Source organism: Pseudomonas sp. PVC-3-1, assembly GCF_057444315.1.
The window spans coordinates 4,978,670-5,003,269 of record NZ_CM172023.1 but is presented as its reverse complement, the minus strand read 5'-3'; the positions used below and the strand labels follow the sequence as shown (position 1 = coordinate 5,003,269).

Annotated in this window: 20 protein-coding genes; 16 read left to right on the top strand and 4 right to left on the bottom strand. The window is 60.0% G+C overall.

The features are described 5' to 3' along the window. Positions 1–17: 17 nt before the first annotated feature. Positions 18–359, bottom strand: coding sequence for a DMT family protein (locus AC2T4A_RS22990; protein WP_045208042.1), 342 nt, complete (start codon positions 357–359; stop codon positions 18–20). 71 nt (positions 360–430) lie between these two features. Here AC2T4A_RS22990 and AC2T4A_RS22985 point away from each other — a divergent pair, with 71 nt between their 5' ends. From AC2T4A_RS22985 to AC2T4A_RS22975, 3 genes are all read left to right on the top strand, one after another. Next, positions 431–2,680, top strand: a complete 2,250-nt coding sequence (locus tag AC2T4A_RS22985) for an alpha-glucosidase (RefSeq protein WP_486741887.1) — start codon at positions 431–433, stop codon at positions 2,678–2,680. A gap of 21 nt (positions 2,681–2,701) precedes the next feature. Then, positions 2,702–2,956 (top strand): YkgJ family cysteine cluster protein, encoded by a 255-nt coding sequence (locus AC2T4A_RS22980; protein WP_054907940.1) that lies wholly within the window; start codon positions 2,702–2,704, stop codon positions 2,954–2,956. A gap of 124 nt (positions 2,957–3,080) precedes the next feature. After that, positions 3,081–3,686, top strand: a complete 606-nt coding sequence (locus tag AC2T4A_RS22975; protein ID WP_045208037.1) for an START domain-containing protein — start codon at positions 3,081–3,083, stop codon at positions 3,684–3,686. A 229-nt stretch (positions 3,687–3,915) separates the two neighbouring features. On the opposite strand, the gene gltA is transcribed toward AC2T4A_RS22975, so the two are convergent. Beyond that, complete coding sequence (gene gltA / locus AC2T4A_RS22970; RefSeq protein WP_045208034.1) at positions 3,916–5,199, bottom strand: citrate synthase; 1,284 nt, start codon at positions 5,197–5,199, stop codon at positions 3,916–3,918. 354 nt (positions 5,200–5,553) lie between these two features. Between gltA and sdhC the strand changes: the two genes are divergently transcribed. From sdhC to AC2T4A_RS22915, 11 genes are all read left to right on the top strand, one after another. Further along, positions 5,554–5,940, top strand: coding sequence for a succinate dehydrogenase, cytochrome b556 subunit (gene sdhC / locus AC2T4A_RS22965; RefSeq protein ID WP_162483999.1), 387 nt, complete (start codon positions 5,554–5,556; stop codon positions 5,938–5,940). Continuing rightward, a complete protein-coding gene (sdhD, locus tag AC2T4A_RS22960) occupies positions 5,934–6,302 on the top strand; it encodes a succinate dehydrogenase, hydrophobic membrane anchor protein (protein ID WP_024765472.1) in 369 nt (122 codons plus the stop codon). The genes sdhC and sdhD overlap by 7 nt, the downstream gene beginning before the upstream one ends. Positions 6,303–6,305: 3 nt before the next feature. Then, the gene (gene sdhA / locus AC2T4A_RS22955; protein ID WP_054907941.1) at positions 6,306–8,078 is read left to right on the top strand and encodes a succinate dehydrogenase flavoprotein subunit; all 1,773 of its coding nucleotides are present in this window, start codon (positions 6,306–6,308) and stop codon (positions 8,076–8,078) included. An 11-nt stretch (positions 8,079–8,089) separates the two neighbouring features. Then, positions 8,090–8,797, top strand: a complete 708-nt coding sequence (locus tag AC2T4A_RS22950; protein WP_024765470.1) for a succinate dehydrogenase iron-sulfur subunit — start codon at positions 8,090–8,092, stop codon at positions 8,795–8,797. Between the two features lie 249 nt (positions 8,798–9,046). Then, positions 9,047–11,878, top strand: a complete 2,832-nt coding sequence (locus AC2T4A_RS22945; protein WP_416747024.1) for a 2-oxoglutarate dehydrogenase E1 component — start codon at positions 9,047–9,049, stop codon at positions 11,876–11,878. Positions 11,879–11,920: 42 nt separating this feature from the next. After that, a complete protein-coding gene (gene odhB / locus AC2T4A_RS22940) occupies positions 11,921–13,150 on the top strand; it encodes a 2-oxoglutarate dehydrogenase complex dihydrolipoyllysine-residue succinyltransferase (protein ID WP_045208023.1) in 1,230 nt (409 codons plus the stop codon). A gap of 81 nt (positions 13,151–13,231) precedes the next feature. Beyond that, positions 13,232–14,668, top strand: coding sequence for a dihydrolipoyl dehydrogenase (lpdA, locus tag AC2T4A_RS22935; protein WP_486741886.1), 1,437 nt, complete (start codon positions 13,232–13,234; stop codon positions 14,666–14,668). Between the two features lie 160 nt (positions 14,669–14,828). Further along, positions 14,829–15,995: an ADP-forming succinate--CoA ligase subunit beta gene (gene sucC / locus AC2T4A_RS22930; RefSeq protein WP_015477516.1), complete on the top strand. Its 1,167-nt coding sequence runs from the start codon at positions 14,829–14,831 to the stop codon at positions 15,993–15,995. Further along, positions 15,995–16,876 (top strand): succinate--CoA ligase subunit alpha, encoded by an 882-nt coding sequence (gene sucD, locus AC2T4A_RS22925; protein WP_207883052.1) that lies wholly within the window; start codon positions 15,995–15,997, stop codon positions 16,874–16,876. The genes sucC and sucD overlap by 1 nt, the downstream gene beginning before the upstream one ends. Positions 16,877–17,349: 473 nt before the next feature. Further along, positions 17,350–18,663: a branched-chain amino acid transport system II carrier protein gene (gene brnQ / locus AC2T4A_RS22920; protein ID WP_486741885.1), complete on the top strand. Its 1,314-nt coding sequence runs from the start codon at positions 17,350–17,352 to the stop codon at positions 18,661–18,663. A gap of 223 nt (positions 18,664–18,886) precedes the next feature. Then, complete coding sequence (locus AC2T4A_RS22915; protein ID WP_486741884.1) at positions 18,887–20,101, top strand: tyrosine-type recombinase/integrase; 1,215 nt, start codon at positions 18,887–18,889, stop codon at positions 20,099–20,101. A 29-nt stretch (positions 20,102–20,130) separates the two neighbouring features. Here the strand turns inward: AC2T4A_RS22915 and AC2T4A_RS22910 are convergent, their stop codons facing one another. Beyond that, the gene (locus AC2T4A_RS22910) at positions 20,131–21,012 is read right to left on the bottom strand and encodes a hypothetical protein (protein ID WP_486741883.1); all 882 of its coding nucleotides are present in this window, start codon (positions 21,010–21,012) and stop codon (positions 20,131–20,133) included. Positions 21,013–21,296: 284 nt separating this feature from the next. On the opposite strand from AC2T4A_RS22910, the gene AC2T4A_RS22905 reads away from it, so the two are divergent. Both AC2T4A_RS22905 and AC2T4A_RS22900 read left to right on the top strand, forming a co-directional pair. Continuing rightward, positions 21,297–21,494 (top strand): helix-turn-helix transcriptional regulator, encoded by a 198-nt coding sequence (locus tag AC2T4A_RS22905; protein ID WP_486741882.1) that lies wholly within the window; start codon positions 21,297–21,299, stop codon positions 21,492–21,494. Positions 21,495–21,674: 180 nt separating this feature from the next. Further along, positions 21,675–22,757: an RES family NAD+ phosphorylase gene (locus tag AC2T4A_RS22900; protein WP_486741881.1), complete on the top strand. Its 1,083-nt coding sequence runs from the start codon at positions 21,675–21,677 to the stop codon at positions 22,755–22,757. Between the two features lie 1,207 nt (positions 22,758–23,964). On the opposite strand, the gene AC2T4A_RS22895 is transcribed toward AC2T4A_RS22900, so the two are convergent. Further along, positions 23,965–24,585, bottom strand: coding sequence for a tyrosine-type recombinase/integrase (locus AC2T4A_RS22895; protein WP_480448522.1), 621 nt, complete (start codon positions 24,583–24,585; stop codon positions 23,965–23,967). Between the last annotated feature and the right edge of the window lie 15 nt (positions 24,586–24,600).

The following is a 24,600-nucleotide window of genomic DNA, read 5'->3' as shown; positions in this document are numbered from 1 at the left end:
CGCCGCTCCTGTTCGCCTCAGGCGCGGAAGATAAAGTACACCGCGCCCAGCAGGCACAAGCCGGCCCACAGATAGTCGAGCTTCAGTGGCTGCTGCATGAAGTACACGCTGAACGGCACGAAGACCGCCAGCGTGATGACCTCCTGCATGATCTTCAGTTGCCCCACCGACATCACCGTGTAGCCGATGCGGTTGGCCGGCACCTGCAGCAAATACTCAAACAGTGCGATGCCCCAGCTGACCAGCGCCGCGATGATCCACGGCTTGCTGCTCAGGGTTTTCAGGTGGCCGTACCAGGCGAAGGTCATGAACAGGTTGGAGAGCGACAGAAGAAACGCGGTTTGCAGCCAGACCGGCATGGCAGCGGCTCCAGTGGGGGACTGCGCCTGAGCCTACTGGATGCGCGACGCGACAGCCAAGGGGCGGGGATTTGATCAGGTTGGTATTGCGGGGAACGGCAGCGGTGCTGCTGCTGGGGTTGCTGGTATTGGGCGGCTGGAAAGGTTGGCAGTGGTGGCTGCAGCGGCCGGTATGGGCACAGCTGACGGTGGCGCCGGCGATGGCGCCTGGGCAGAGTTGGCGTCTGGGTGACTATCGCCTGGAGTGGGACGGCGCCTCCTTCGCCCTGCGCGCGGGCGAGCATCCTGCGCAGACGCTGTGGCAGACCCATGGTGGATTTCTGGCCGCCGGCATGGGTCGCGTCGCGGCTGAAGAGCATCGCGGCGCGCTGTTCGTCCACGAACAGCGCGAGTTGCTGTGCCGCCAGCAACAGTTGGCCGCCGTGCGCGCTGAAGCGGACAGGTTGTTGATCTCCGGTACGCTCAGCTGTGCCGATGGCCGGCAGGCGCCTTATACCGTTGCGCTGCGCGCTGATGGCGAACGTGGCGTAGTGATGGACGTGAGCCTGGGTGACCCGGCGCTGAACCGTCTCTATCTGGCGTGGGCGCGGGAAGCAGACGAGCAATTTCATGGGTTCGGTGAGCAGTTCACCCGTTTCGATCTGAGCGGGCGCCGTCTGCCGATCCTGGTGCAGGAACAGGGTGTGGGGCGGGGGCTGCAGCCGATCACGCTGGCCGCCGACCTGACCAACCGCGCCGGTGGCGACTGGTGGACCACCTACGCGCCAGTGCCTTTCTATCTCACTTCGCGCTTGCACGGCTTCTTCAGCGAGGCAGCGGAATACCAGGTCTTCGACCTTCGCGACGACCAGCGGGTGGCGCTGGAGGTACATGCCGGCAAGCTCCAGGCCCACTTCTATAAAGGCAGCAGCCCCAAAGCCCTGATCGAGGCGCACACCTCGGTGGTCGGACGTATGCCGCCGTTGCCGGCCTGGACCCAGCAGGGCGCGATCCTCGGGCTGCAAGGCGGTACTGAGCGTGTGCGTGCCATCGTCCAGCAACTGGAGCAGGCGAGGGTGCCGTTGGCCGGTGTCTGGGTGCAGGATTGGGTCGGCCAGCGCACCACCAGCTTCGGCAAGCAGCTGTGGTGGAACTGGGTGCTGGACGGCGCGCGCTATCCGGGCTGGTCGGCGTTCAATACTGAACTGCGGGCCAAGGGCATTCGCAGCCTGGCCTATGTGAATCCCTTCCTGGTGGACACGACGGAGAAAGGCGGGACGACCCGCAATCTCTACCGCGAGGCAGTGGAACACGGCTATCTGACCCTGGATCAACAGGGACAGCCGTTGCTGTTGCAGAACACCAGCTTCAGCGCAGGGCTGGTCGACCTGAGCAATCCACAGGCGGCTGACTGGCTGCGTGGGGTGATGCGCGAGGAAATGCTCGGCGCCTTCTTCTCCGGCTGGATGGCTGACTTCGGCGAGGCGCTGCCTTACGACGCGAAGCTGGCGTCCGGCGAATCAGCTGCGGCGCTGCACAATCGCTATCCGGAGCTGTGGGCGAAGCTCAATCGGCAACTGGTGGACGAGGAGGGCGCCGGCGACCTGTTGTTCTTCATGCGTTCGGCATACAGCCGAAGCCCCGGCCTGACCACCAGCCTATGGCTGGGCGATCAACTGGTGACCTGGGATGCCGACGATGGCCTGCACAGCGCGCTGCTGGGGTTGCTGTCCGGCGGCGTATCCGGTTTCAGCCTGAATCACAGCGACACCGGCGGTTACACCACTATCAGTAGCCCGATCAGGAACTACCATCGAAGCGAGGAACTGCTGTTGCGCTGGATGGAGTTCTCCGCGTTCACCAGTCTGCTGCGGACCCACGAGGGCAATCGTCCGGACGACAACGTGCAAGCCTACAGTACGCCCGCCACGGTCGCGCAGTTGCAGCGCTTCGCCACGGTGTTCCGTGAGCTGGCTCCATACCGTCAGCGCCTGATGGACGAGGCGGCGCAGCATGGCTGGCCGCTGGTGCGTCCGCTGTGGCTGGAATTCCCCACTGATCCGGCCAGCTTGGCGGAAACGCCGACGAGCTATATGCTCGGCGACCAATTTCTGGTGGCCCCGGTGCTGGAGCCTGGCGTGCAGCGTCTGAACGTGGCGTTGCCCGAGGGTCGCTGGGTTCACCTGTGGAGCGGCAGCACTTTCGAGGTGGCTGCTGGCGAGGCGGTCGAAGTTCCCACGCCGATTGGTGAGCCAGCAGTGTTCTACCGCGCTGGTTCTGCCGACGGCGAACGCCTGGTGGCGGCGCTGCGCGAACAGGGGCTGCTGCGCTCCAATCCTTGAAGTCGAGTAGAGAGTTCATCCATGCAATGCCGTATCGGCTGTGGCGCCTGTTGCATCGCGCCATCGATTTCCTCGCCCATCCCCGGCATGCCCGACGGCAAACCGGCGGGCGTGCGCTGTGTGCAGCTGGATGAACGCAATCTGTGCAAACTATTCGGCGACTCGCGACGTCCAAAGGTCTGTGCGGCCTTCGATGCGGACGCCGACGCCTGCGGCAGCAGTAACGAGCAGGCGTTGCAGATACTCACCGAGTGGGAACGCATCACCGCCGCCTGATGTGACTTGGAAGTCACGTTTTCGCGGTCCATACTGACGCCCCGACCCGCTCAAGACCGCGGATTGCGACGGGGCGGCGGCATTTGCTGCCCCCACAAGATCAAGAATAAAGAGAGGTAAGACGATGCGTGGTGTATTGCGTATGACCCTGCTGGCCACTGCTGTGATGGGCTTTGCCGGTGCTGCCCTGGCGGAAGACTGGAAGCTGGAGAAGGAAGAAGACGGCGTGAAGGTCTTCCTCAGCCCTGTGGCAGGCTCCAAGTACAAGGCCTACCGTGGCGTCGTCGACATCAAGGCCGATGTGGCCAAGATCAACGCCCTGCAGGAGGACGTGGCCGGTTCCTGCAAGTGGATCCACGCCTGTGCCGAAATGCGCCTGCTGAAAACCGAAGGCGACAATTCCTGGACCTACTCGAAGATCGACATGCCCTGGCCGGTGACCGGCCGCGACGTGGTGATCCACGTGACCACCGAAAAGACCGCTGACGGCGGCCTGATCCGCCACCTGAAGGCCGAGCCGACCTACATTCCGGAAGAGAAGGGCGAAATCCGCGTGCCGAAGCTGATCGGCGAGTGGAAGCTGGTCCCCAAGGGCGCCGGCGTGACCGAAGTGACCTACCAGGTGCAGACCGAGCCGGGCGGCAGCATTCCGTCGTGGCTGGCCAACAGCTTCGTGGTCGATGCGCCGATGAATACCCTGAAGGGCCTGCGCAGCGCTGCCGAGAAGTAATCGGCGCACTCGTCCCCTCCATGAAAAAGCCGCCTTCGGGCGGCTTTTTCGTTCCTGTCGTGGCGCGTCGGTGAGGTTCTTCGTAGGAGCGAGCTTGCTCGCGAATCGCCTGACGCAGGTGTTGCAGGGGGCTGTTCGCGAGCAAGCTCGCTCCTACAGGAAGGCGAAGCATTGCCCGCGACAATAAAAAAGGCCGCCCGAAGGCGGCCTTTCTCTAACGCCGTAGCGCTTAGCGGGCCTTGAGGTCCACGAAGTCGCGCTGGGTGGCGCCGGTGTACAGCTGACGCGGACGGCCAATCTTGTACGGACCGGAGAGCATTTCCTGCCAGTGCGAGATCCAGCCCACGGTACGTGCCAGGGCGAAGATCACGGTGAACATGCTGGTCGGAATGCCGATGGCCTTCAGGATGATGCCGGAATAGAAGTCCACGTTCGGGTAGAGGTTGCGCTCCACGAAGTACGGATCGTGGCGGGCGATTTCTTCCAGCTTCATCGCGAGTTCCAGTTGCGGGTCGTTGATGCCCAGCTCCTGGAGAACCTCGTCGCAGGTCTGTTTCATGACCTTGGCGCGCGGGTCGAAGTTCTTGTAGACGCGGTGGCCGAAGCCCATCAGCTTGAACGGATCGTTCTTGTCCTTGGCCTTGGCCACGAACTTCTCGATGTTCGATACGTCACCGATCTCGTCCAGCATGCGCAGAACAGCTTCGTTCGCACCGCCGTGAGCCGGTCCCCACAGGGCGGCGATGCCCGAGGCGATACAGGCGAACGGGTTGGCGCCCGAGGAGCCCGCCAGGCGCACGGTGGAGGTAGAGGCGTTCTGCTCGTGGTCGGCGTGCAGAATGAAGATGCGGTCCATGGCCTTGGCCAGCACAGGGCTGATGGGCTTGGTCTCGCACGGGGTGTTGAACATCATATGCAGGAAGTTTTCTGCATAGTTCAGGTCGTTGCGCGGGTACATCATCGGCTCGCCCTTGGAGTACTTGTACACCATGGCAGCGATGGTCGGCATCTTGGCGATCAGACGATGCGCCGAGACTTCCCGGTGCTTCGGATTATTGATGTCCAGGGAGTCGTGATAGAAGGCGGAGAGGGCACCGATAACGCCGCACATCACGGCCATCGGGTGCGCATCACGGCGGAAGCCATTGAAGAAGGTCTTCAGCTGCTCATGAACCATGGTGTGGTTCTTGATGGTGCCGACGAACTTCTCTTTCTGCTCGGCAGTGGGCAGTTCGCCGTTGAGCAGCAGGTAGCAGGTTTCCAGGTAGTCGGACTTCTCGGCGAGCTGTTCGATCGGGTAGCCGCGATGCAGCAGCACACCTTTATCACCATCGATGTAGGTGATCTTCGACTCGCAGGAGGCAGTGGACATGAAGCCGGGGTCGAAAGTGAAGTGACCCGTGGAGGTCAGGCCCCGCACGTCGACAACATCGGGACCCAGCGTGCCGGAGAGGACAGGCAGTTCGACGGGGGCAGCGCCCTCGATGATCAACTGCGCTTTTTTGTCAGCCATGATGGCCTCCTATTTATGCTTGAAATCATCTGTACGACCCCCCACGCAGGGCCCGCACCACTATAGAGAGATAAATCCGAATGTCAATTTGCACAATCGGAGAAGATTGGCTCCTCCAAGCCTCTGTTTTGGCGAAAAAAATTGCCTGTTTACGCCTTTTCGGGGGGTGCGGCAATTAGTCCTTAGGTGAAGGTCTTTCCGTTGTCATTAGGGGCCTAACTGTCTATACTCGGCGACCAGCCGCCAAGGGCCGTCCGGCCTCGCTTGATTGGTGGTTGTCACTCCCGAAGGTGATGGGTACCTGACAAGTGCACCTCCCGACAACTAGCCCTGATCCATAGAAGGGCTCTCAGTGTGAAAAAAGCCGTGAATAGCAAACGACCCGTAAACCTAGACCTAAGGACCATCCAACTCCCTATCACTGCTTACACGTCGATTCTCCACCGTATCTCTGGCGTCATTCTGTTCGTGGGCATCGCAGTGCTGCTGTTCGCACTGGATCGTTCCCTCGCATCGGAAGACAGCTTCGAGCAGGTGAAGGCGTGTCTGACCCATCCGTTGGTCAAGCTTGTGATTTGGGGCCTGCTGTCTGCGCTGCTGTACCACCTGGTAGCCGGTATTCGTCACCTCGTCATGGACGCAGGTATTGGCGAAACACTGGAAGGCGGTAAGCGTGGTTCGAAAATCGTCATCGCTGTCGCAGTGGTGCTGATCGTTCTGGCGGGGGTATGGGTATGGTAACTAACGTCACTAACTTGTCGCGTTCGGGTCTCTATGACTGGATGGTCCAGCGCGTCTCCGCGGTCGTTCTCGCGGCTTATGTTCTCTTCCTGCTGGGCTTCCTGATCGCTCACCCGGGCATCACCTACGCCGAGTGGCATGGTCTGTTCTCCCACAGCCTGATGAAGATCTTCAGCCTGTTGACGCTGGTTTCCCTGAGCGTGCACGCATGGGTCGGTATGTGGACCATCACCACCGACTACCTGACTCCGATGGCGCTGGGCAAGTCCGCGACTGTCGTGCGTTTCCTCGTCCAGGCAGTATGCGGCATGGCCATGTTCGCATTCTTCGTCTGGGGTGTGCAGATTCTCTGGGGTAACTGATCCATGGCTAGCATTCGTACTCTTTCCTTCGACGCCATCATCGTTGGTGGCGGCGGCGCCGGCATGCGTGCCGCACTGCAACTGGCCCAGGGTGGTCACAAGACTGCCGTGGTGACCAAGGTCTTCCCGACCCGTTCGCACACCGTATCCGCCCAGGGCGGCATCACCTGCGCCATCGCTTCGGCCGACCCGAACGACGATTGGCGCTGGCACATGTACGACACCGTCAAGGGCTCCGACTACATCGGTGACCAGGACGCTATCGAATACATGTGCTCCGTCGGCCCGGAAGCCGTGTTCGAACTGGAACACATGGGCCTGCCGTTCTCCCGTACCGAGCAGGGCCGCATCTACCAGCGTCCGTTCGGTGGCCAGTCCAAGGACTTCGGCAAGGGCGGCCAGGCTGCGCGTACTTGCGCCGCTGCCGACCGGACCGGTCACGCCCTGCTGCACACCCTCTATCAGGCCAACCTGAAGAACGGTACTTCCTTCCTTAATGAGTGGTACGCGGTCGATCTGGTGAAGAACCAGGACGGTCATGTGGTTGGCGTCATCGCCATCGACATTGAAACCGGCGACACCGTTTATATCCGCTCCAAAGCCGTGGTCCTGGCCACTGGCGGTGCCGGCCGTATCTACGCCTCCACCACCAACGCCCTGATCAACACCGGTGACGGCATCGGCATGGCCCTGCGCGCTGGCGTTCCGGTGCAGGACATCGAGATGTGGCAGTTCCACCCGACCGGCATCGCCGGCGCTGGTGTACTGGTCACCGAAGGTTGCCGCGGTGAGGGTGGCTACCTGATCAACGCCCATGGCGAGCGTTTCATGGAGCGTTACGCTCCGAACGCGAAGGACCTGGCCGGCCGCGACGTAGTCGCCCGCTCCATGGTTAAAGAAGTGATCGCCGGCAACGGCGTGGGCCCGAACAAGGACCACGTACTGCTGAAGCTCGACCACCTCGGCGAAGAAGTTCTGCACAGCCGCCTGCCTGGCATCTGCGAACTGTCCAAGACCTTCGCTCACGTCGACCCGGTTGTCGCTCCGATCCCGGTTATCCCGACCTGCCACTACATGATGGGCGGCGTTGCCACCAACATTCATGGCCAGGCGTTGACCACCGATGCCAACGGCAACGAGCAGATCATCGAAGGCCTGTTCGCCGTAGGCGAAGTGGCCTGCGTATCGGTACACGGCGCCAACCGCCTGGGCGGCAACTCGCTGCTCGACCTGGTTGTGTTCGGTCGTGCCACCGGTCTGCACCTGGAGAAGGCGCTCAAGGACGGTATCGAGCACCGCCAGGCTTCCGAGTCCGACCTGGAATCCGCTTTCAAGCGCCTGAACGGCGTGAACGAGCGCACCAGCGGCGAAGAAGTCGCTCCGCTCAAGCGCGAGCTGCAATCCTGCATGCAGAACTACTTCGGTGTGTTCCGTACCGGCGAGTACATGCAGAAAGGTATCGCTCAGCTGGCTGATCTGCGTGAGCGTATCGCTACCGTCAAGATCAACGACAAGAGCCAGGCATTCAACACGGCGCGTATCGAAGCGCTGGAACTGCAGAACCTCCTCGAAGTGGCCGAAGCCACTGCGATTGCGGCAGAAGCCCGCAAAGAGTCCCGCGGCGCGCATGCCCGTGAAGACTTCGAGGAGCGCGATGACGAGAACTGGCTGTGCCACACCCTGTACTTCCCGGGTGAGAAGCGTGTAGCCAAGCGTGCCGTCAACTTCGCGCCGAAAACTGTTCCGGCATTCGAACCCAAGGTTCGTACTTACTAAGGGTGCCCGCCATGTTGCAAGTGAGTGTTTACCGCTACAACCCTGAGAAGGACGCTGCACCCTACATGCAGGACTTCCAGGTCGATACCGACGGCAAGGACATCATGGTCCTGGACGTGCTGGCGCTGATCAAGGAACAGGACGAGGGCTTCTCCTATCGTCGTTCCTGCCGTGAAGGCGTGTGCGGTTCCGACGGTATGAACATCAACGGCAAGAACGGCCTGGCCTGCATCACCCCCCTGTCGGCCGCTGGCCTGAAGGGCGGCAAGCTGGTTCTGCGTCCGCTGCCGGGCCTGCCGGTCATCCGTGACCTGGTCGTCGATATGCGCATCTTCTACAAGCAGTATGAGAGCGTGAAGCCGTTCCTGCAGAACAAATATGCAGCTCCGGCCATCGAACGTCTGCAAAGCCCGGAAGAGCGCGAGAAGCTGGACGGTCTGTACGAGTGCATCCTGTGCGCCTGCTGCTCGACCTCCTGCCCGTCGTTCTGGTGGAACCCCGACAAGTTCCTGGGTCCCGCCGCGCTGCTGCAGGCCTATCGCTTCCTGGCCGACAGCCGTGACACCGAAACTCAGGCGCGCCTGGCGAGCCTGGATGACCCGTTCAGCGTCTTCCGCTGCCGCGGGATCATGAACTGCGTGAACGTCTGCCCGAAGGGTCTGAACCCCACCAAGGCAATCGGTCACATCCGTAACATGCTGCTGCAGAGCGGTACTTGATCTGCGGGCCTTGTGCCCAAAGATCATGAAAGAGCGACACCTGTGCCGCCGGAATATTGTCCGGCGGTACAGTCCTTAGGACCCAAGCCCACAAAGCGGGGGTCCTGTTTTGAAAACGTATATATGACCAGCAGGGGCATCCGGGCTGGTACCCGGACTATCTGCGGGAATCGGTGGCTTGAAGTCGCTGTGTTTGACTTCGCGCCAGAGGTTCCACAGGTGGAGTCCCCTTACCGAGGGTGACCAAGCATGCACGAAAGCGTAATGCAGCGGATGTGGAACAGTGCCCATCTATCCGGTGGAAACGCTGCCTACGTCGAAGAGCTCTACGAGCTCTACCTGCACGACCCGAACGCTGTGCCAGAAGAGTGGCGCACGTACTTCCAGAAGCTTCCTGCCGACGGCAATCCTGCCCCCGACGTTTCGCATTCCTCTATCCGTGATCATTTCGTACTCCTGGCCAAGAACCAGCGCCGCGCTGCGCCTGTTTCCGCTGGCAGCGTAAGCACCGAGCACGAGAAAAAGCAGGTTGAAGTCCTGCGTCTGATCCTGGCATACCGTCTGCGTGGACATCAGGCAGCATCGCTCGATCCGCTGGGTCTCTGGGTGCGTACCGCTCCCTCCGATCTGTCGCTCGAACACTACGGGCTCACCGCTGCAGACCTCGACACTACTTTCCGTACCGGTGAGCTCTACATCGGCAAGGAAGAAGCGACCCTGCGTGAAATCATCGATGCGCTGAAGCAGACCTACTGCAGCACCATCGGCGCCGAGTTCATGCACATCGTCGATTCCGAGCAGCGCCATTGGTTCGCCCAGCGCCTGGAAAGCGTCCGTGGCCGTCCGACCTACTCCGCCGACGCCCGCTCTCACCTGCTGGAGCGCCTGACCGCTGCAGAAGGCTTGGAGAAGTACCTGGGCACCAAGTACCCGGGCACCAAGCGCTTCGGCCTGGAAGGTGGCGAGAGCCTGATCCCGATGGTTGACGAGATCATCCAGCGCTCCGGCTCCTATGGTGTGAAGGAAATCGTCATCGGTATGGCCCACCGCGGCCGTCTGAACGTCCTGGTCAATACCCTGGGCAAGAACCCGCGCGAGCTGTTCGACGAGTTCGAAGGCAAGAAGCTGGTCGAGATGGGCTCGGGTGACGTGAAGTACCACCAGGGCTTCTCCTCCAACGTCATGACCAGCGGCGGCGAAGTGCACCTGGCCCTGGCGTTCAACCCCTCGCACCTGGAAATCGTTTCCCCGGTGGTCGAGGGCTCGGTACGCGCTCGCCAGGACCGTCGCAAGGACGGCAGCGGCGACAAGGTCGTGCCGATCTCCATCCACGGCGATGCTGCCTTCGCGGGGCAGGGCGTGGTCATGGAAACCTTCCAGATGTCGCAGACCCGTGCCTACAAGACGGGCGGCACCATCCACATCGTGATCAACAACCAGGTCGGCTTCACCACCAGCCGTCAGGACGATGCTCGTTCCACCGAGTACGCGACCGACGTGGCGAAGATGATCCAGGCGCCGATCTTCCATGTGAATGGCGACGATCCGGAAGCGGTCCTGTTCGTGACCCAACTGGCCGTTGACTATCGCATGCAGTTCAAGCGTGACGTGGTCATCGACCTGGTCTGCTACCGCCGTCGCGGCCACAACGAGGCCGACGAGCCGAGCGGCACCCAGCCGCTGATGTACCAGCAGATCGCCAAGCAGCGCACCACCCGTGACCTGTATGCCGACGCGCTGATCGCAGCCGGCGTGCAGACCACCGAGCAGGCCCAGGAGAAGGTCGACGAATATCGCGACGCTCTCGACAACGGCCAGCACGTGGTGAAGAGCCTGGTGAAGGAGCCCAACAAGGAGCTCTTCGTCGACTGGCGTCCGTACGTGGGCCATGCCTGGACCGCGCGACACGACACCCGCTTCGACCTGAAGACCCTGCAGGACCTCTCCGCCAAGCTGCTGGAGACCCCGGACGGCTTCGTCATGCAGCGTCAGGTGCAAAAGATCTACGAAGACCGCGCGAAGATGGCTGCCGGCGGCATGCCCATCAACTGGGGCTTCGCCGAGAACCTGGCCTACGCCACCCTGCTGTTCGAAGGTCACCCGGTGCGCATGACCGGCCAGGACGTCGGCCGCGGCACCTTCTCGCACCGCCACGCGGCGCTGCACAACCAGAAGGACGACTCGGTCTACATTCCGCTGGCCAACCTGTTCGAAGGTCAGCCGCGCGTCAGCCTGTACGACTCCTACCTCTCGGAAGAAGCAGTACTGGCATTCGAATACGGCTACGCCACCACCATGCCGAACGCGCTGGTGACCTGGGAAGCCCAGTTCGGTGACTTCGCCAACGGTGCGCAGGTCGTGATCGACCAGTTCATCACCAGCGGCGAGACCAAGTGGCAACGTCTGTGTGGTCTGACCATGCTGCTGCCGCACGGTTACGAAGGCCAGGGTCCGGAGCACTCCTCCGCGCGTCTGGAGCGTTACCTGCAACTGTGCGCCGAGCAGAACATCCAGGTCTGCGTGCCGACTACCCCGGCCCAGGTCTACCACATGCTGCGCCGTCAGGTGATCCGTCCGCTGCGCAAACCGCTGATCGTGATGACTCCGAAGTCGCTGCTGCGTCACAAGCTGGCCATCTCGACCCTGGAAGATCTGGCCGACGGTTCGTTCCAGACTGTGATCAACGAGATCGACAGCCTGGATCCGAAGAAAGTCGACCGCATCGTGCTGTGCAGCGGCAAGGTGTACTACGACCTGCTGGAGAAGCGTCGTGCCGAAGGTCTCGAGAACATCGCGATCGTTCGTATCGAACAGCTGTATCCGTTCCCGGAAGACGATCTGACCGAGGTGCTGTCGCAGTACAAGAACCTCAAGCACATCGTCTGGTGCCAGGAAGAGCCGATGAACCAGGGCGCCTGGTTCTGCTCGCAGCACCATATGCGTCGTGTCATCGCCGCGCACAAGAAAGGTCTCAACCTGGAATACGCGGGCCGCGAAGGCTCGGCAGCTCCGGCTTGCGGCTACGCTTCGATGCACGCCGAGCAGCAGGAAAAACTGCTGCAGGACGCCTTCACCGTTTAACGCCAACGCGCAGTTGATACCGAATTTAAGGAAACACACATAATGGCTATCGAAATCAAAGCCCCAACCTTCCCGGAATCGGTTGCCGACGGCACCGTCGCAACCTGGCACAAGAAGGTCGGTGAAGCCGTCAAGCGCGACGAGTTGATCGTCGACATCGAGACCGACAAGGTCGTGATCGAAGTACTGGCCGAGGCCGACGGCGTCCTGGCTGAGATCGTCAAGAACGAAGGCGACACTGTTCTCTCCAACGAACTGCTGGGCAAGCTGAGCGAAGGCGGTGCTGCCGCTGCCGCTCCGGCTGCTGCTTCGGCCCCGGCCGCCGCTCCGGCCGCTGCTGCCCCGGCTGCCGCCGCTGGCGACGACAACATCCTCTCGCCGGCCGCCCGCAAGCTGGCCGAAGAGAATGGCATCGACCCGAACAGCCTGGCCGGCACCGGCAAGGGTGGTCGTGTGACCAAGGAAGACGTCGTAGCCGCTGTTGAAGCCAAGAAGAACGCCCCGGCTGCCGCTCCGGCCGCCAAGGCTGCTGCTCCGGCTGCTGCCGCTCCCGTGTTTGCCGCTGGCGACCGCGTCGAGAAGCGCGTTCCGATGACCCGCCTGCGTGCCAAGGTTGCCGAGCGTCTGGTCGAAGCCCAGTCCTCCATGGCCATGCTGACTACCTTCAACGAAGTCAACATGAAGCCGATCATGGACCTGCGCAACAAGTACAAGGACCTGTTCGAGAAGAAGCACAACGGCGTTCGCCTGGGCTTCATGTCCTTCTTCGTCAAGGCCGCCACCGAAGCCCTGAAACGCTTCCCGGGCGTCAACGCCTCGATCGACGGCAACGACATCGTTTACCACGGCTACCAGGACATCGGTGTGGCAGTTTCCAGCGACCGCGGTCTGGTCGTACCGGTCCTGCGTAACGCCGAGTTCATGAGCCTGGCCGAGATCGAAAACGGCATCGCCACCTTCGGCAAGAAAGCCAAAGACGGCAAGCTGTCCATCGAAGACATGACCGGTGGTACTTTCACCATTTCCAACGGTGGCGTATTTGGATCGCTCCTGTCGACTCCGATCGTCAACCCGCCGCAGACCGCCATCCTCGGCATGCACAAGATCCAGGAGCGCCCGATGGCCGTTAACGGTCAAGTGGTCATCCTGCCGATGATGTACCTGGCGCTGTCCTACGATCACCGCATGATCGATGGCAAGGAAGCGGTAAGCTTCCTGGTCACCATGAAGGATCTGCTGGAAGATCCGGCTCGCCTGCTGCTCGACGTCTGATACGTCAGTTCACACGACGGCCCCGTACTACACGACGGCCCCGCGAGGGGCCGTCCGCTTCACCGGAATAAGGATTGAGACATGAGCCAGAAATTCGACGTGGTTGTGATTGGTGCCGGCCCCGGCGGCTACGTAGCCGCCATCCGTGCCGCCCAACTCGGCCTGAAGACCGCTTGCATCGAGAAGTACATCGGTAAAGAGGGCAAGGTTGCCCTCGGCGGTACCTGCCTGAACGTAGGCTGCATTCCGTCCAAGGCACTGCTGGACAGCTCCTGGAAGTACAAGGAAGCCAAAGAGGGCTTCGAGGTCCACGGCATCTCCACCGGCGGTGTGAAAATGGACGTTCCGGCGATGGTTGCCCGCAAGGCCAACATCGTGAAGAACCTGACCGGCGGCATCGCTACCCTGTTCAAGGCCAATGGCGTGACTTCCTTCGAAGGCCACGCCAAGGTTCTGGCCAACAAGCAGGTCGAAGTGACCGGTCTGGACGGCAAGACTCAGGTTCTGGAAGCCGACAACATCATCATCGCTTCGGGCTCCAAGCCGGTTGAAATCCCGCCGGCTCCGCTGACCGAAGACGTGATCGTCGACTCCACCGGCGCTCTCGAATTCCAAAGTGTACCGAAGAAGCTGGGCGTGATCGGCGCTGGCGTCATCGGCCTGGAGCTGGGTTCGGTCTGGGCTCGCCTGGGCGCTGAAGTCACCGTTCTGGAAGCCCTGGACAAGTTCCTGCCGGCTGCCGACGAGCAGATCGCCAAGGAAGCCCTGAAGGTCCTGAGCAAGCAAGGTCTGAACATCCGTCTGGGCGCTCGCGTCACTGGTTCGGACGTGAAGAAGAAGCAAGTCACCGTGACCTTCACTGACGCCAACGGCGAGCAGAAGGAAACCTTCGACAAGCTGATCGTGGCCGTGGGCCGTCGCCCGGTAACCACCGACCTGCTGGCCGCAGACAGCGGCGTGACCCTGGACGAGCGTGGCTTCATCTACGTCGACGACCACTGCAAGACCAGCGTTCCGGGCGTCTACGCCATCGGTGACGTGGTCCGCGGCGCCATGCTGGCGCACAAGGCCTCGGAAGAGGGCGTGATGGTTGCCGAGCGCATCGCCGGCCACAAGGCCCAGATGAACTACGACCTGATTCCGTCGGTGATCTACACCCACCCGGAAATCGCATGGGTCGGCAAGACCGAGCAGCAACTGAAAGGCGAAGGCGTCGAAGTCAACGTTGGCACCTTCCCGTTCGCCGCCAGCGGCCGTGCCATGGCTGCCAACGACACCACCGGTCTGGTCAAGGTCATCGCCGATGCCAAGACCGACCGCGTACTGGGCGTCCACGTGATCGGCCCGAGCGCCGCCGAGCTGGTACAGCAAGGCGCGATCGGCATGGAATTCGGCACCAGTGCCGAAGACCTGGGCATGATGGTCTTCTCCCACCCGACTCTGTCCGAAGCGCTGCACGAAGCGGCCCTGGCAGTGAATGGCCACGCCATCCACATCGCCAACCGCAAGAAGCGCTAAGGAACGGGACCACGGCGGGGAGGGCGGCAGTCTTTTGCGAGGGGCTGCCTTCCACCCGCCGGATCGTTTCTCCCCCGAGGGGGGACTCGGTCACAGGTGGCGTGGCGCCACGAGCGCCGCGCCGAATGCGCAATACCCAAGACGAAAACGGTAGACAAGCATGAATCTCCACGAATATCAGGGTAAGCAGCTGTTCGCTGAGTACGGCCTGCCCGTATCCAAGGGCTTCGCCGTCGACACACCCGAAGAGGCCGCAGAAGCCTGTGAAAAAATCGGTGGTACCGAGTGGGTCGTTAAAGCCCAGGTACACGCTGGTGGCCGCGGTAAAGCGGGCGGTGTGAAGCTGGTCAAGAGCAAAGAGGACGCCAAGGCGTTCGCCGCCAACTGGCTGGGCAAGCGTCTGGTGACTTACCAGACTGACGCCAACGGCCAGCCGGTCAGCAAGATCCTGGTGGAATCCTGCACCGACATCGACAAGGAGCTGTACCTCGGCGCCGTTGTCGACCGTTCCAGCCGTCGCATCGTCTTCATGGCCTCCACTGAAGGTGGCGTGGACATCGAGAAAGTTGCGCACGAGACCCCTGAGAAGATCCTCAAGGCCACCATCGATCCGCTGGTTGGCGCTCAGCCCTACCAGGGCCGCGAGCTGGCCTTCCAACTGGGCCTGAAGGGCGACCAGATCAAGCAGTTCACCCACATCTTCGTTGGCCTGGCCAAGCTGTTCCAGGACTACGACCTGGCGCTGCTGGAAGTGAACCCGCTGGTGATCAAGAAAGACGGCAACCTGCACTGCCTGGACGCCAAGATCAACATCGACTCCAACGCCATGTACCGTCAGCCCAAGCTGCGCGCCATGCACGACCCGTCCCAGGACGACGCTCGTGAAGCCCATGCGCAGAAGTGGGAACTGAACTACGTCGCGCTGGAAGGCAACATCGGCTGCATGGTCAACGGCGCTGGCCTGGCCATGGGCACCATGGACATCGTCAACCTGCACGGCGGCAAGCCGGCCAACTTCCTCGACGTTGGCGGCGGTGCCACCAAAGAGCGCGTGACCGAAGCGTTCAAGATCATCCTGTCCGACAGCAACGTCGCTGCCGTTCTGGTGAACATCTTCGGCGGCATCGTTCGCTGCGACATGATTGCCGAAGGCATCATCGGCGCCGTGAAAGAAGTCGGCGTGAAAATCCCGGTTGTCGTTCGTCTGGAAGGCAACAACGCCGACCTCGGCGCCAAGGTCCTGGCCGAAAGCGGTCTGAACATCATCGCGGCGACCAGCCTGACCGACGCTGCCCAGCAAGTCGTCAAGGCCGCGGAGGGTAAGTAATGAGCGTCCTGATCAATAAAGACACCAAAGTCATCTGCCAGGGCTTCACCGGCTCGCAGGGTACCTTCCACTCCGAACAAGCCATCGCCTACGGCACCAAGATGGTTGGCGGCGTGACCCCCGGCAAGGGCGGCACCACCCACCTGGGTCTGCCGGTGTTCAACACCGTCAAGGAAGCCGTGGAAGCCACTGGCGCTGATGCTTCGGTCATCTACGTTCCGGCTCCGTTCTGCAAGGACTCGATCCTGGAAGCGGCCTTCGGCGGCATCAAGCTGATCGTCTGCATCACCGAAGGCATCCCGACCATCGACATGCTGGAAGCCAAGGTCAAGTGCGACGAACTGGGCGTACGCCTGATCGGCCCGAACTGCCCGGGCGTGATCACTCCCGGCGAGTGCAAGATCGGCATCATGCCGGGTCACATCCACCTGCCGGGCAAGGTAGGCATCGTGTCGCGTTCCGGCACCCTGACCTATGAAGCCGTGAAGCAGACCACCGACGCCGGTTTCGGCCAGTCCACCTGCGTGGGCATCGGTGGTGACCCGATCCCGGGCTCCAACTTCATCGACATCCTGAAGCTGTTCCAGGAAGACCCGAAAACCGAAGCCATCGTCATGATCGGCGAAATCGGTGGTTCGGCCGAAGAAGAAGCGGCTGCCTACATCAAGGCCAACGTGACCAAGCCGGTGGTGTCCTACATCGCTGGTGTAACCGCACCGCCCGGCAAGCGCATGGGCCACGCCGGCGCCATCATCTCCGGTGGCAAGGGCACTGCGGACGAGAAGTTCGCCGCCCTGCAGGACGCTGGTGTGAAAACCGTGCGTTCCCTGGCTGATATCGGCAAGGCCCTGGCCGAGCTGACCGGCTGGGCGGTCAAGTAAGCGCCTCGCTTATTTAACCGTTCATCAACAGAGGCCACCTTCGGGTGGCCTCTGTCGTTATGGCTGCGTCTACAAAGTGTCGTTCAGGCGACATCGCCGATCATTGCGCGGACGATCTGACGTATGTCAGTGCAGTTCATCGGAATAGATCGTTAGGCTAGCAACTATATGAAGCGTCGCGTTCCCCACAAGGGAAGGCTCGCTCACCGTCAAATCCTACCCGGAGGCGACGGCGATTCCTGACCGTCAAGGATGGCGGGATAACCAGAATGCAGGAGCAACCGGGCCACGAGCCCATGGAAAACCTCTGCTATCGGACTTCCAAGAACAAATCACCGTACCGATGACAGCAGCATCACAGGATGCCCAGGCGTGAGCCGGCCAATCCCGTCCGATGCGGCTTTGTCACGTCTGTACGGTCGAAGTGCCTTGGGAGACCACGAAACCGTTTCAGCACTGTGGTATTTCCCTTCATGAAAGTCTTGAAAGGCCAGGACATCCTGGCACTTGGTTTTATGACCTTCGCGCTGTTCGTCGGCGCGGGCAACATCATCTTCCCGCCGATCGTGGGTCTGCAGTCCGGGCCGCACGTATGGATGGCGGCGCTGGGCTTCCTGATCACCGCGGTCGGTCTGCCGGTGATCACCGTCGTGGCGCTGGCCAAGGTCGGTGGTGCGATGGACACCCTGAGCCACCCGATCGGCCGTGTCGCCGGTGGGCTGCTGGCGGCTGTCTGCTACCTGTCGGTCGGCCCACTGTTCGCCACCCCGCGTACCGCCACCGTCTCCTTCGAAGTCGGCCTGGCGCCGCTGACCGGGGAGGGTGCGCTGCCGCTGTTCCTCTACAGCCTGGTGTACTTCCTGGTCGTGCTGGTGATCTCGCTGTATCCGGGCAAGCTGCTCGATACCGTTGGCCGCTTCCTCGCACCGTTGAAGATCATCGCCCTGGCCGCCCTGGGCATCGCCGCCTTCATGCTGCCGGCTGGTCCCATTGGCGTTGCTGAGCCGGCCTACCAGAGCGCGGCGTTCTCCCAGGGCTTCGTCAATGGCTACCTGACCATGGACACCCTCGGCGCGCTGGTCTTCGGCATCGTCATCGTCAACGCGATCCGCTCCCGCGGCGTGCAGTCGCCGCGACTGATCACCCGCTACGCCATCATCGCCGGCCTGATCGCCGGCGTCGGCCTGGCGCTGGTGTACATCAGCCTGTTCCGCCTGGGCGCCGGCAGCCACGAAATCGCCGCAGGTGCCGCCAATGGCGCCGCCGTCCTGCACGCCTACGTGCAGCATACCTTCGGCTCGTTGGGCAGTACCTTCCTCGCTGTGCTCATCGCGCTGGCGTGCCTGGTGACCGCTGTGGGCCTGACCTGCGCCTGCGCCGAGTACTTCTGCCGCATCCTGCCGCTGTCGTACCGCAGCCTGGTGGTCATCCTTGCCGGCTTCTCGCTGCTGGTGTCGAACCTGGGCCTGACCAAACTCATCCAGTTCTCGATCCCGGTGCTGACCGCCATCTACCCACCGTGCATCGTGCTGGTGGCGCTGAGCTTCTGCGCCAGCCTGTGGCGTTCACAGACCCGTATCGTCGCCCCGGTGATGGTGATCTCCTTCGTCTTCGGCATCATCGACGCGCTCAAGGGCGCCAAGCTCGATGCCTGGATGCCGGCCTGGATGGAGCACTTGCCGCTGGCCGAACAGGGCCTCGCGTGGCTGATCCCCTCGGTCGCCATGCTGGCCGTGATGGTGGTTATCGACCGCCTGCTGGGCAAACCCCAGGAAGCGATGGCCTGATATCCCGCCGTCCATGAAAAAGGCCGCCCACAAGGCGGCCTTTTTATTGTCTAGAGAAATCTACCAGGGTCTGTTGTTGAATTTAAAATATATTAAAAAACAACGACTTATGATTTTTCTGTCTAGGGAGATCTACGGAAGGTTGACTGGTTCTACGTGAAAGTGGGGGAATATATGGGGGAATTTATCCCCCTTTTAATGCACGTGAAGGGAGTAGGGCGTCGTGGGAAAGCTAACCGCCAAACAGGTCGAGAACCTATCGGTTCCAGGCACATATGAAGATGGGGAGGGGCTGCGCCTCTTCATTCAGGCGACAGGGCGTAAGTCTTGGGTATTCCGCTTCCAGCTCAACGGGCGACGCCGCGAGATGGGGCTGGGAGGCTTTCCGCAGGTGAGCCTCAAGGATGCTCGACTAGCGTGCAGCGTATTTCGAGTACAGCTCAGTTCAGGAGTAGATCCGCTTGCTGCGAGGGATGCTGAGCGGGCCACTCGAAAATTGGCTCAGCATGAGGCCAAGCAAAACGAGAAGTCATTCGAGGCTGTAGCCCGGGAATATTTCGAGGCACACAGCGGTGCTTGGTCGGAACGCTGGCGCAAGGGCTGGATTCGTAAGCTGGAGCTTTACGCATTTGGCCGGATCGGTACTTCGGCTCCTAAGGATGTGCAGACTGAGGACGTACTGAACATCTTGCGTCCTATCTGGGCGGTGAAGAGTCGCACTGCGGATGAAGTCCGCTCCCAGATTGAGCAGATTCTGGATGCTGCGAAAGCGCGAGGCCTTCGCAGCGGTGAGAACCCAGCGCGCTGGAGGGGGCACTTAGAGAATCTGCTCAGCAGGCAGGAAAAGAAAAAGGCTCGTACCTGCCAGCGCTTCGAGGCTCTGAGTTGGAAGGAGGCACCGAAGCTCATGCAGCAGCTTATTGGGCTTCGAGTACGCAATGCTCAGGCGCTGCAGCTACTTCTACTGACCGGTGCGCGCAGTCATATGGTTCGATTTGCCAGGTGGGATGAGTTTGACCTGCTGGAACGAGTCTGGAGGCTTGACGAGTCCCGCATGAAAACTCGCCAAGCATTCACCATTCCGCTGTCAGATGAGGTTCTGCGGCTTCTTGAGGCTATCCCGGTAGTTAGTAATTCGCAGTACCTCTTTCCTGGGCATGGCAGGTCAGGGGTCATGCACGGGAATGCTATGCGGGACCTGCTGAGGGTTGACCTTGGTTACCAGGGCGTGACCTGCCACGGTTTCCGCTCGACTTTCCGCGACTGGGCAGGGGAATGCACTAACTACCCTAGGTACATCTGTGAGCTCGCGCTGGCGCACGATGAAAGGGGCACCGTTGAAAGCTCCTATTCCCGATCTGATTTCCTTGAGAAGCGTCGACCGCTGATGGCTGATTGGGCCAAATACCTTTCGAGCTTTCAGAGCCCTGGCGCGTAACCTCAAGGAAATTGCCTGGGACGCGTAGGTTACTGATCTATTCCTCTCAGCACGCGAATCTGCTCCTTGAGATACAGATCCTTCTCATCTTCCATCTGCAAGAGGATTTCCAGGACACGGGCTCTAGAGAGCTCGTGATCTTTGGAGAATCTGTCGAGTCGCTTGATCGCCTTGTCGCTCAGGATGAAGTTGTACTGCTTCTTACCCTTCGCTTCTTGGCGCCGAATTTTCTGCCTCCAAAGCCGCCTGACCGTCGCGATGCAATGGGCCCTCTCAATAGCGCTCCACGTAAAGGTGTCGAGGGCTTGTAGCAGGCGTTGATGGCTCTCAGGGCGTGGGTTAGGGAACACCTGGATGGAAAGGTGTTTGCTTAGCCATTCCCAGATGTGCAAGCAGGCGTCACGCTCGCTCCGTTCCTTGATCCAGTCCCACTGCTGGTCTAGTTGCTGCTGCTCGTCCCATGCGCGCTTCAGGTTTGCCAGGAATGACGTTTTTTCCCTTAGGGGCGATTCAGCGCAGTCGATCGTGGCTATCAGCAGATCTCTCTCGGACAGAGTTGGCGAATTGATTCGTTCGTCCACGATCTCACGGGTCAATTTGCGCTTAATCCAAGACAGCTGGCGTTCGCTCTCCGATATCCAGGAGAAATGCTTCTCAGGGATCAGTAGGTAATTCTGATGGTCCCTCACCTGATCTCTCGTTACTCCGAACTCCTCAATGCTCTCGGCTATTCGGTCACGCATGGTCGCGGGAGTGATGTTTTCCGGGTGGTAGACGGCGGTGTCGCGCAGTGCCAGGTAGAACCACAGCCAGATATCACGGCGACGGTCGAGGGATTTTTCCTTTAGGAGGACGGAGAGGGAATCCTCGACGAAGAAGCCGGATGTGGGAGGACGACGGCGTTGGGTCATGACTTCCTTGCCTTGGTGAAAGCTTCTAGCTGTGGAATAGAGCCGGAATAGATGTTTTGTAGATGTGATGTAGAGGGATTCTAGAAGCGGACAAGATGCAGATTTAATAAGACATATCTGGAATTCCGCGGCTTGCAGCCGTGTTTCATCCATACCTGCTCAGCAGCTTGCCTTCTTCATGGGGATGCTGAAGCCCGTTGCTGCCGCTAGAGCGCTCCCGAGCTCGGTCCGGTCATTAAAAACGAGACCTGCCAATCCTCTGAACGAACACCAGGAGACCGTTCATGAGGATCATCCGTTTACGAGAAGTCATGGCTACGACCGGTCTGGCCAGATCGACCGTCTACAAGTACATCAGCGAAGGTGCCTTCCCTAAGCCGGTGTCACTGGGGGAGAGGTGCGTAGGGTGGGTAGAGGAAGAGGTGCACGATTGGGTGCTGGAGAAAATTGAAGAGCGGGACGCTGCTATGAGAGCCGCGTGAGAGAGCGGCAAGTCATAAGCGCCGTGACTGGCTGTGTCCAGTCACGGCGTTTATGCCGCTGAGAAGGAGTGATCGAAGGGGCATCGAAGGCAGCAATCGGCCCGGAGCGGTCAGCTCACGTTTAGGATATTCAGGCTAACTTAACGGTTGAGTCCGGCAACAAAATCGCAGGGAGCTTTCATGTCCGACGTAGACGTAACCGAGCCAAACAGTCAGGTTCTGCTCTGCTCAAATTGCTTCACAGATGAAGGGCTAAGGATCGATGCTTCAAAGCATGGCCTTGAACAACAAGGCGAGTGTCCGAATTGCCAAAGCCTGGATGGGCAAAAGCTGACTCATGAGCACATTTTAGGTCTGGCGTGGCGCTTCTTCGTGAGCGGAACTACTGTCCGGTGTGGCTACGGTGCAGCGCCTGTGATTCAGTTCAATGAGTACCATTACGGTAGGAGCGACATCGCTCCGTCAGTGTGGCTTGAGAATGACATCAAGCTTATCGAGGAGGCCGCTAAAATTGGATTTTTCCATTACGGCCCTAGACTGTGGATGGTCGGCGAAGTCGAGCCACTAAAGGCGCTACAGGATCCGGCGACACGCCCTCAGCTTATCGAGCGTGTGCTGAGAGAGTACCCAGAAATAACTTTTAGCAAAGGCAGCAAGTTCTACCGTCTGCGTGTCAACCCAGACCATCCAGCAAATCCATCCGAGTACGACAGCCCGCCAGTAGCATTCGCAGGTAGAGGGCGCTTGGATTCTCCAGACTTTTCCGTGATGTACGGATCGCAAGACCTTGACGTCTGCATCCATGAATGCAGGGCATCAACGGAGGATGAACTTTACGTCGCAACCTTAAAGAGCCGGCGGGATCTGAAGTTATTGGACTTGTCTTACCCTCTGGAGGAAGTCGAAAGCGAGTTCGAAAGTCTAGACATGGCAATTCACATGCTGTTTCTTGCTCGCTCTCACTCATATGATATCGCCCGAGACATTGCTCTTGCTGCGAAATTGTCCGGCTTTGATGGCGTGATCTATCCGTCATTTTTCAGCCTGATTCGTACTGGCAGCCACCCTTTCGAGACGGTTTATGGCATGTCGGTTCGACGTTTCCATCAAGAGAGAGAGAAATATGTTGAGGCGACCACTATCCGTAATCTCGCCCTATTCGGTAAGCCCCTAGAAAGTGGCTTGGTTAGCGTCGAGTGCATCAATCGTCTAATCCTCACCCAGGTTGGCTATCGCGGGCATTTCGGGCCAGTCGAGTATTAAACGTTTGGAGAGGTCCATCGGACAAATATTCATAGCTAACAATGATCTCTTCTGGCCGATTTAAGTCACCTGTAAGCGCCTGCAATGGGTCGGTAGCGACCTCTCGCTAGGGGCAGCAACCGGCCAGAAGCAGACGGATATTCAGTTAATGCGCGACAAATGGCTTAGATGAGGCGAGGTGTCGATACTTTGAATCGCAATCCTTCCCCCGGCAGAAATAAACAGAACACTGAATAGTTCAACTCCTTCGTACAGAGCATTAGGCACGGCTGGCCGGCAGCGCATATTCTTTCAGGTCATGCAGTTAGCGGAGCGATAGGCTGGCGAGTGAAAGCAGAGTGCTACGCATCCTCCCATGATGGAGGTGGAGACCTCTTCAAGTGCTTTGGAGTCATCCCGCATTTGTTGAGCCATGCTCAACGTACGGAGTGCTAAGTGCTCGTCAGGTATTAATTCGCTGAGTCCCAGCAATAGCTCAGCGACCAAACTGTCATTGTACGAAGCGATTCGAATGGTGCGTACAACTTGGAGTTTATTGATCGTCATAGCTTACTCCGGGAAATCGCTAAGAGAATTGTTGGGCCAGTTGGCGTGGAGACCAAAATGAGTATTACCCTAGGCCTATTGCCTATCATTAAGAATCATCTGATTCGCACGTCTATCCTGATTAGATAGCTAGGAGAAATGATCCGTCCGCAGCAAACCGGCTGCCAATAGTGCATACGGAACCCCAACTGTAGTGCGCGCCTGATTCCGAGGAGCGGATATCACGGGAACGCTCAGCAGGATGGGCGTGGTATCCATTAGCCTCCGGATTCCAGTGGAAGTCGTTGCTGGATGGGCTATCGCGTCCTTGCGCTCGGTCCTGTCCCAGACTGGGACATGCGGCTTGATGTTCTTTCTTCGACCATCCAGCCCCAGGTGAGCCGACATCTGGCCCACATGGTTCATTGCGGCCTTCTCACCTCTGAACGGGATGCTGCTTGGGTGCACTACAGGCTTTCCCCAAGGTGCGCCTGTGTGGGTTCAAGAGATCGTCCTGAAGACGCTGCAAGCGCACTTGGAATGGCTCAACCCCACACTCTCGCGCTTGGCGGATATGGAAAATAGGCCGCCACGCGCTTCCACTCCTTCATAGTCCGCTTTGGGTCGGTAGCTGACTCAAGAAGGCGCCGGCTCGAAATCCGGCGCCAAAGTGGCGAATAGTTCAAACCTCAGTCTGCTCCGCCATTTCTAGAGCGTCGTCCACCTCAATCCCGAGGTATCGAACAGTGCTCTCCAGTTTCGTATGGCCTAGAAGCAGTTGAACCGCCCGCAGATTCTTCGTTCTGCGATAGATTAGCGATGCTTTGGTTCTACGAAGCGTATGGGTTCCGTAGAGCGTGGGGTCGAGACCGATTGTCGTTACCCAAGCTTTCACTATGCGGGCGTACTGCCTCGTGGATATGTGCGCTGAATGTCGAACACGGCTGGGAAAAAGGAAATCGTCGTTGCGACGGCGAGCGGCAAGGATCCAAGCTTCAACTGACGCTCTCGTCTGGGCAGTGATCTCGAACTGCACTGGCCGCTGGGTCTTCTGTTGCATGACGATTGCGCGCGTCGATACTTGATCACCGCGAGCGATGTCTCTGACGCGCAGCTTCGTTAAATCGCAGGCTCGTAGCTTGCTGTCGATGGCGAGATTGAACAGCGCCAGATCACGATCCTTGTTTGCGATTTCCAGTCGCACTCTGATAGCCCAAATGTCCCTGAGTCTCAGCGGTGCTTTCTGGCCGACCAGTTTGCCCTTGTTCCAAGGTTCGTGAGCTTTCGTTGTGGGTGTGGGCATGATTCGTCCTCCACA

Coding starts and splice junctions, on each gene's coding strand:
- AC2T4A_RS22990 (WP_045208042.1), bottom strand. CDS start 359: ATGCCGGTCTGGCTGCAAACCGCGTTTCTTCTGTCGCTCTCCAACCTG.
- AC2T4A_RS22980 (WP_054907940.1), top strand. CDS start 2,702: ATGCAATGCCGTATCGGCTGTGGCGCCTGTTGCATCGCGCCATCGATT.
- AC2T4A_RS22975 (WP_045208037.1), top strand. CDS start 3,081: ATGCGTGGTGTATTGCGTATGACCCTGCTGGCCACTGCTGTGATGGGC.
- gltA (WP_045208034.1), bottom strand. CDS start 5,199: ATGGCTGACAAAAAAGCGCAGTTGATCATCGAGGGCGCTGCCCCCGTC.
- sdhD (WP_024765472.1), top strand. CDS start 5,934: ATGGTAACTAACGTCACTAACTTGTCGCGTTCGGGTCTCTATGACTGG.
- sdhA (WP_054907941.1), top strand. CDS start 6,306: ATGGCTAGCATTCGTACTCTTTCCTTCGACGCCATCATCGTTGGTGGC.
- AC2T4A_RS22950 (WP_024765470.1), top strand. CDS start 8,090: ATGTTGCAAGTGAGTGTTTACCGCTACAACCCTGAGAAGGACGCTGCA.
- AC2T4A_RS22945 (WP_416747024.1), top strand. CDS start 9,047: ATGCACGAAAGCGTAATGCAGCGGATGTGGAACAGTGCCCATCTATCC.
- odhB (WP_045208023.1), top strand. CDS start 11,921: ATGGCTATCGAAATCAAAGCCCCAACCTTCCCGGAATCGGTTGCCGAC.
- lpdA (WP_486741886.1), top strand. CDS start 13,232: ATGAGCCAGAAATTCGACGTGGTTGTGATTGGTGCCGGCCCCGGCGGC.
- sucC (WP_015477516.1), top strand. CDS start 14,829: ATGAATCTCCACGAATATCAGGGTAAGCAGCTGTTCGCTGAGTACGGC.
- sucD (WP_207883052.1), top strand. CDS start 15,995: ATGAGCGTCCTGATCAATAAAGACACCAAAGTCATCTGCCAGGGCTTC.
- brnQ (WP_486741885.1), top strand. CDS start 17,350: ATGAAAGTCTTGAAAGGCCAGGACATCCTGGCACTTGGTTTTATGACC.
- AC2T4A_RS22910 (WP_486741883.1), bottom strand. CDS start 21,012: ATGACCCAACGCCGTCGTCCTCCCACATCCGGCTTCTTCGTCGAGGAT.
- AC2T4A_RS22905 (WP_486741882.1), top strand. CDS start 21,297: ATGAGGATCATCCGTTTACGAGAAGTCATGGCTACGACCGGTCTGGCC.
- AC2T4A_RS22900 (WP_486741881.1), top strand. CDS start 21,675: ATGTCCGACGTAGACGTAACCGAGCCAAACAGTCAGGTTCTGCTCTGC.
- AC2T4A_RS22895 (WP_480448522.1), bottom strand. CDS start 24,585: ATGCCCACACCCACAACGAAAGCTCACGAACCTTGGAACAAGGGCAAA.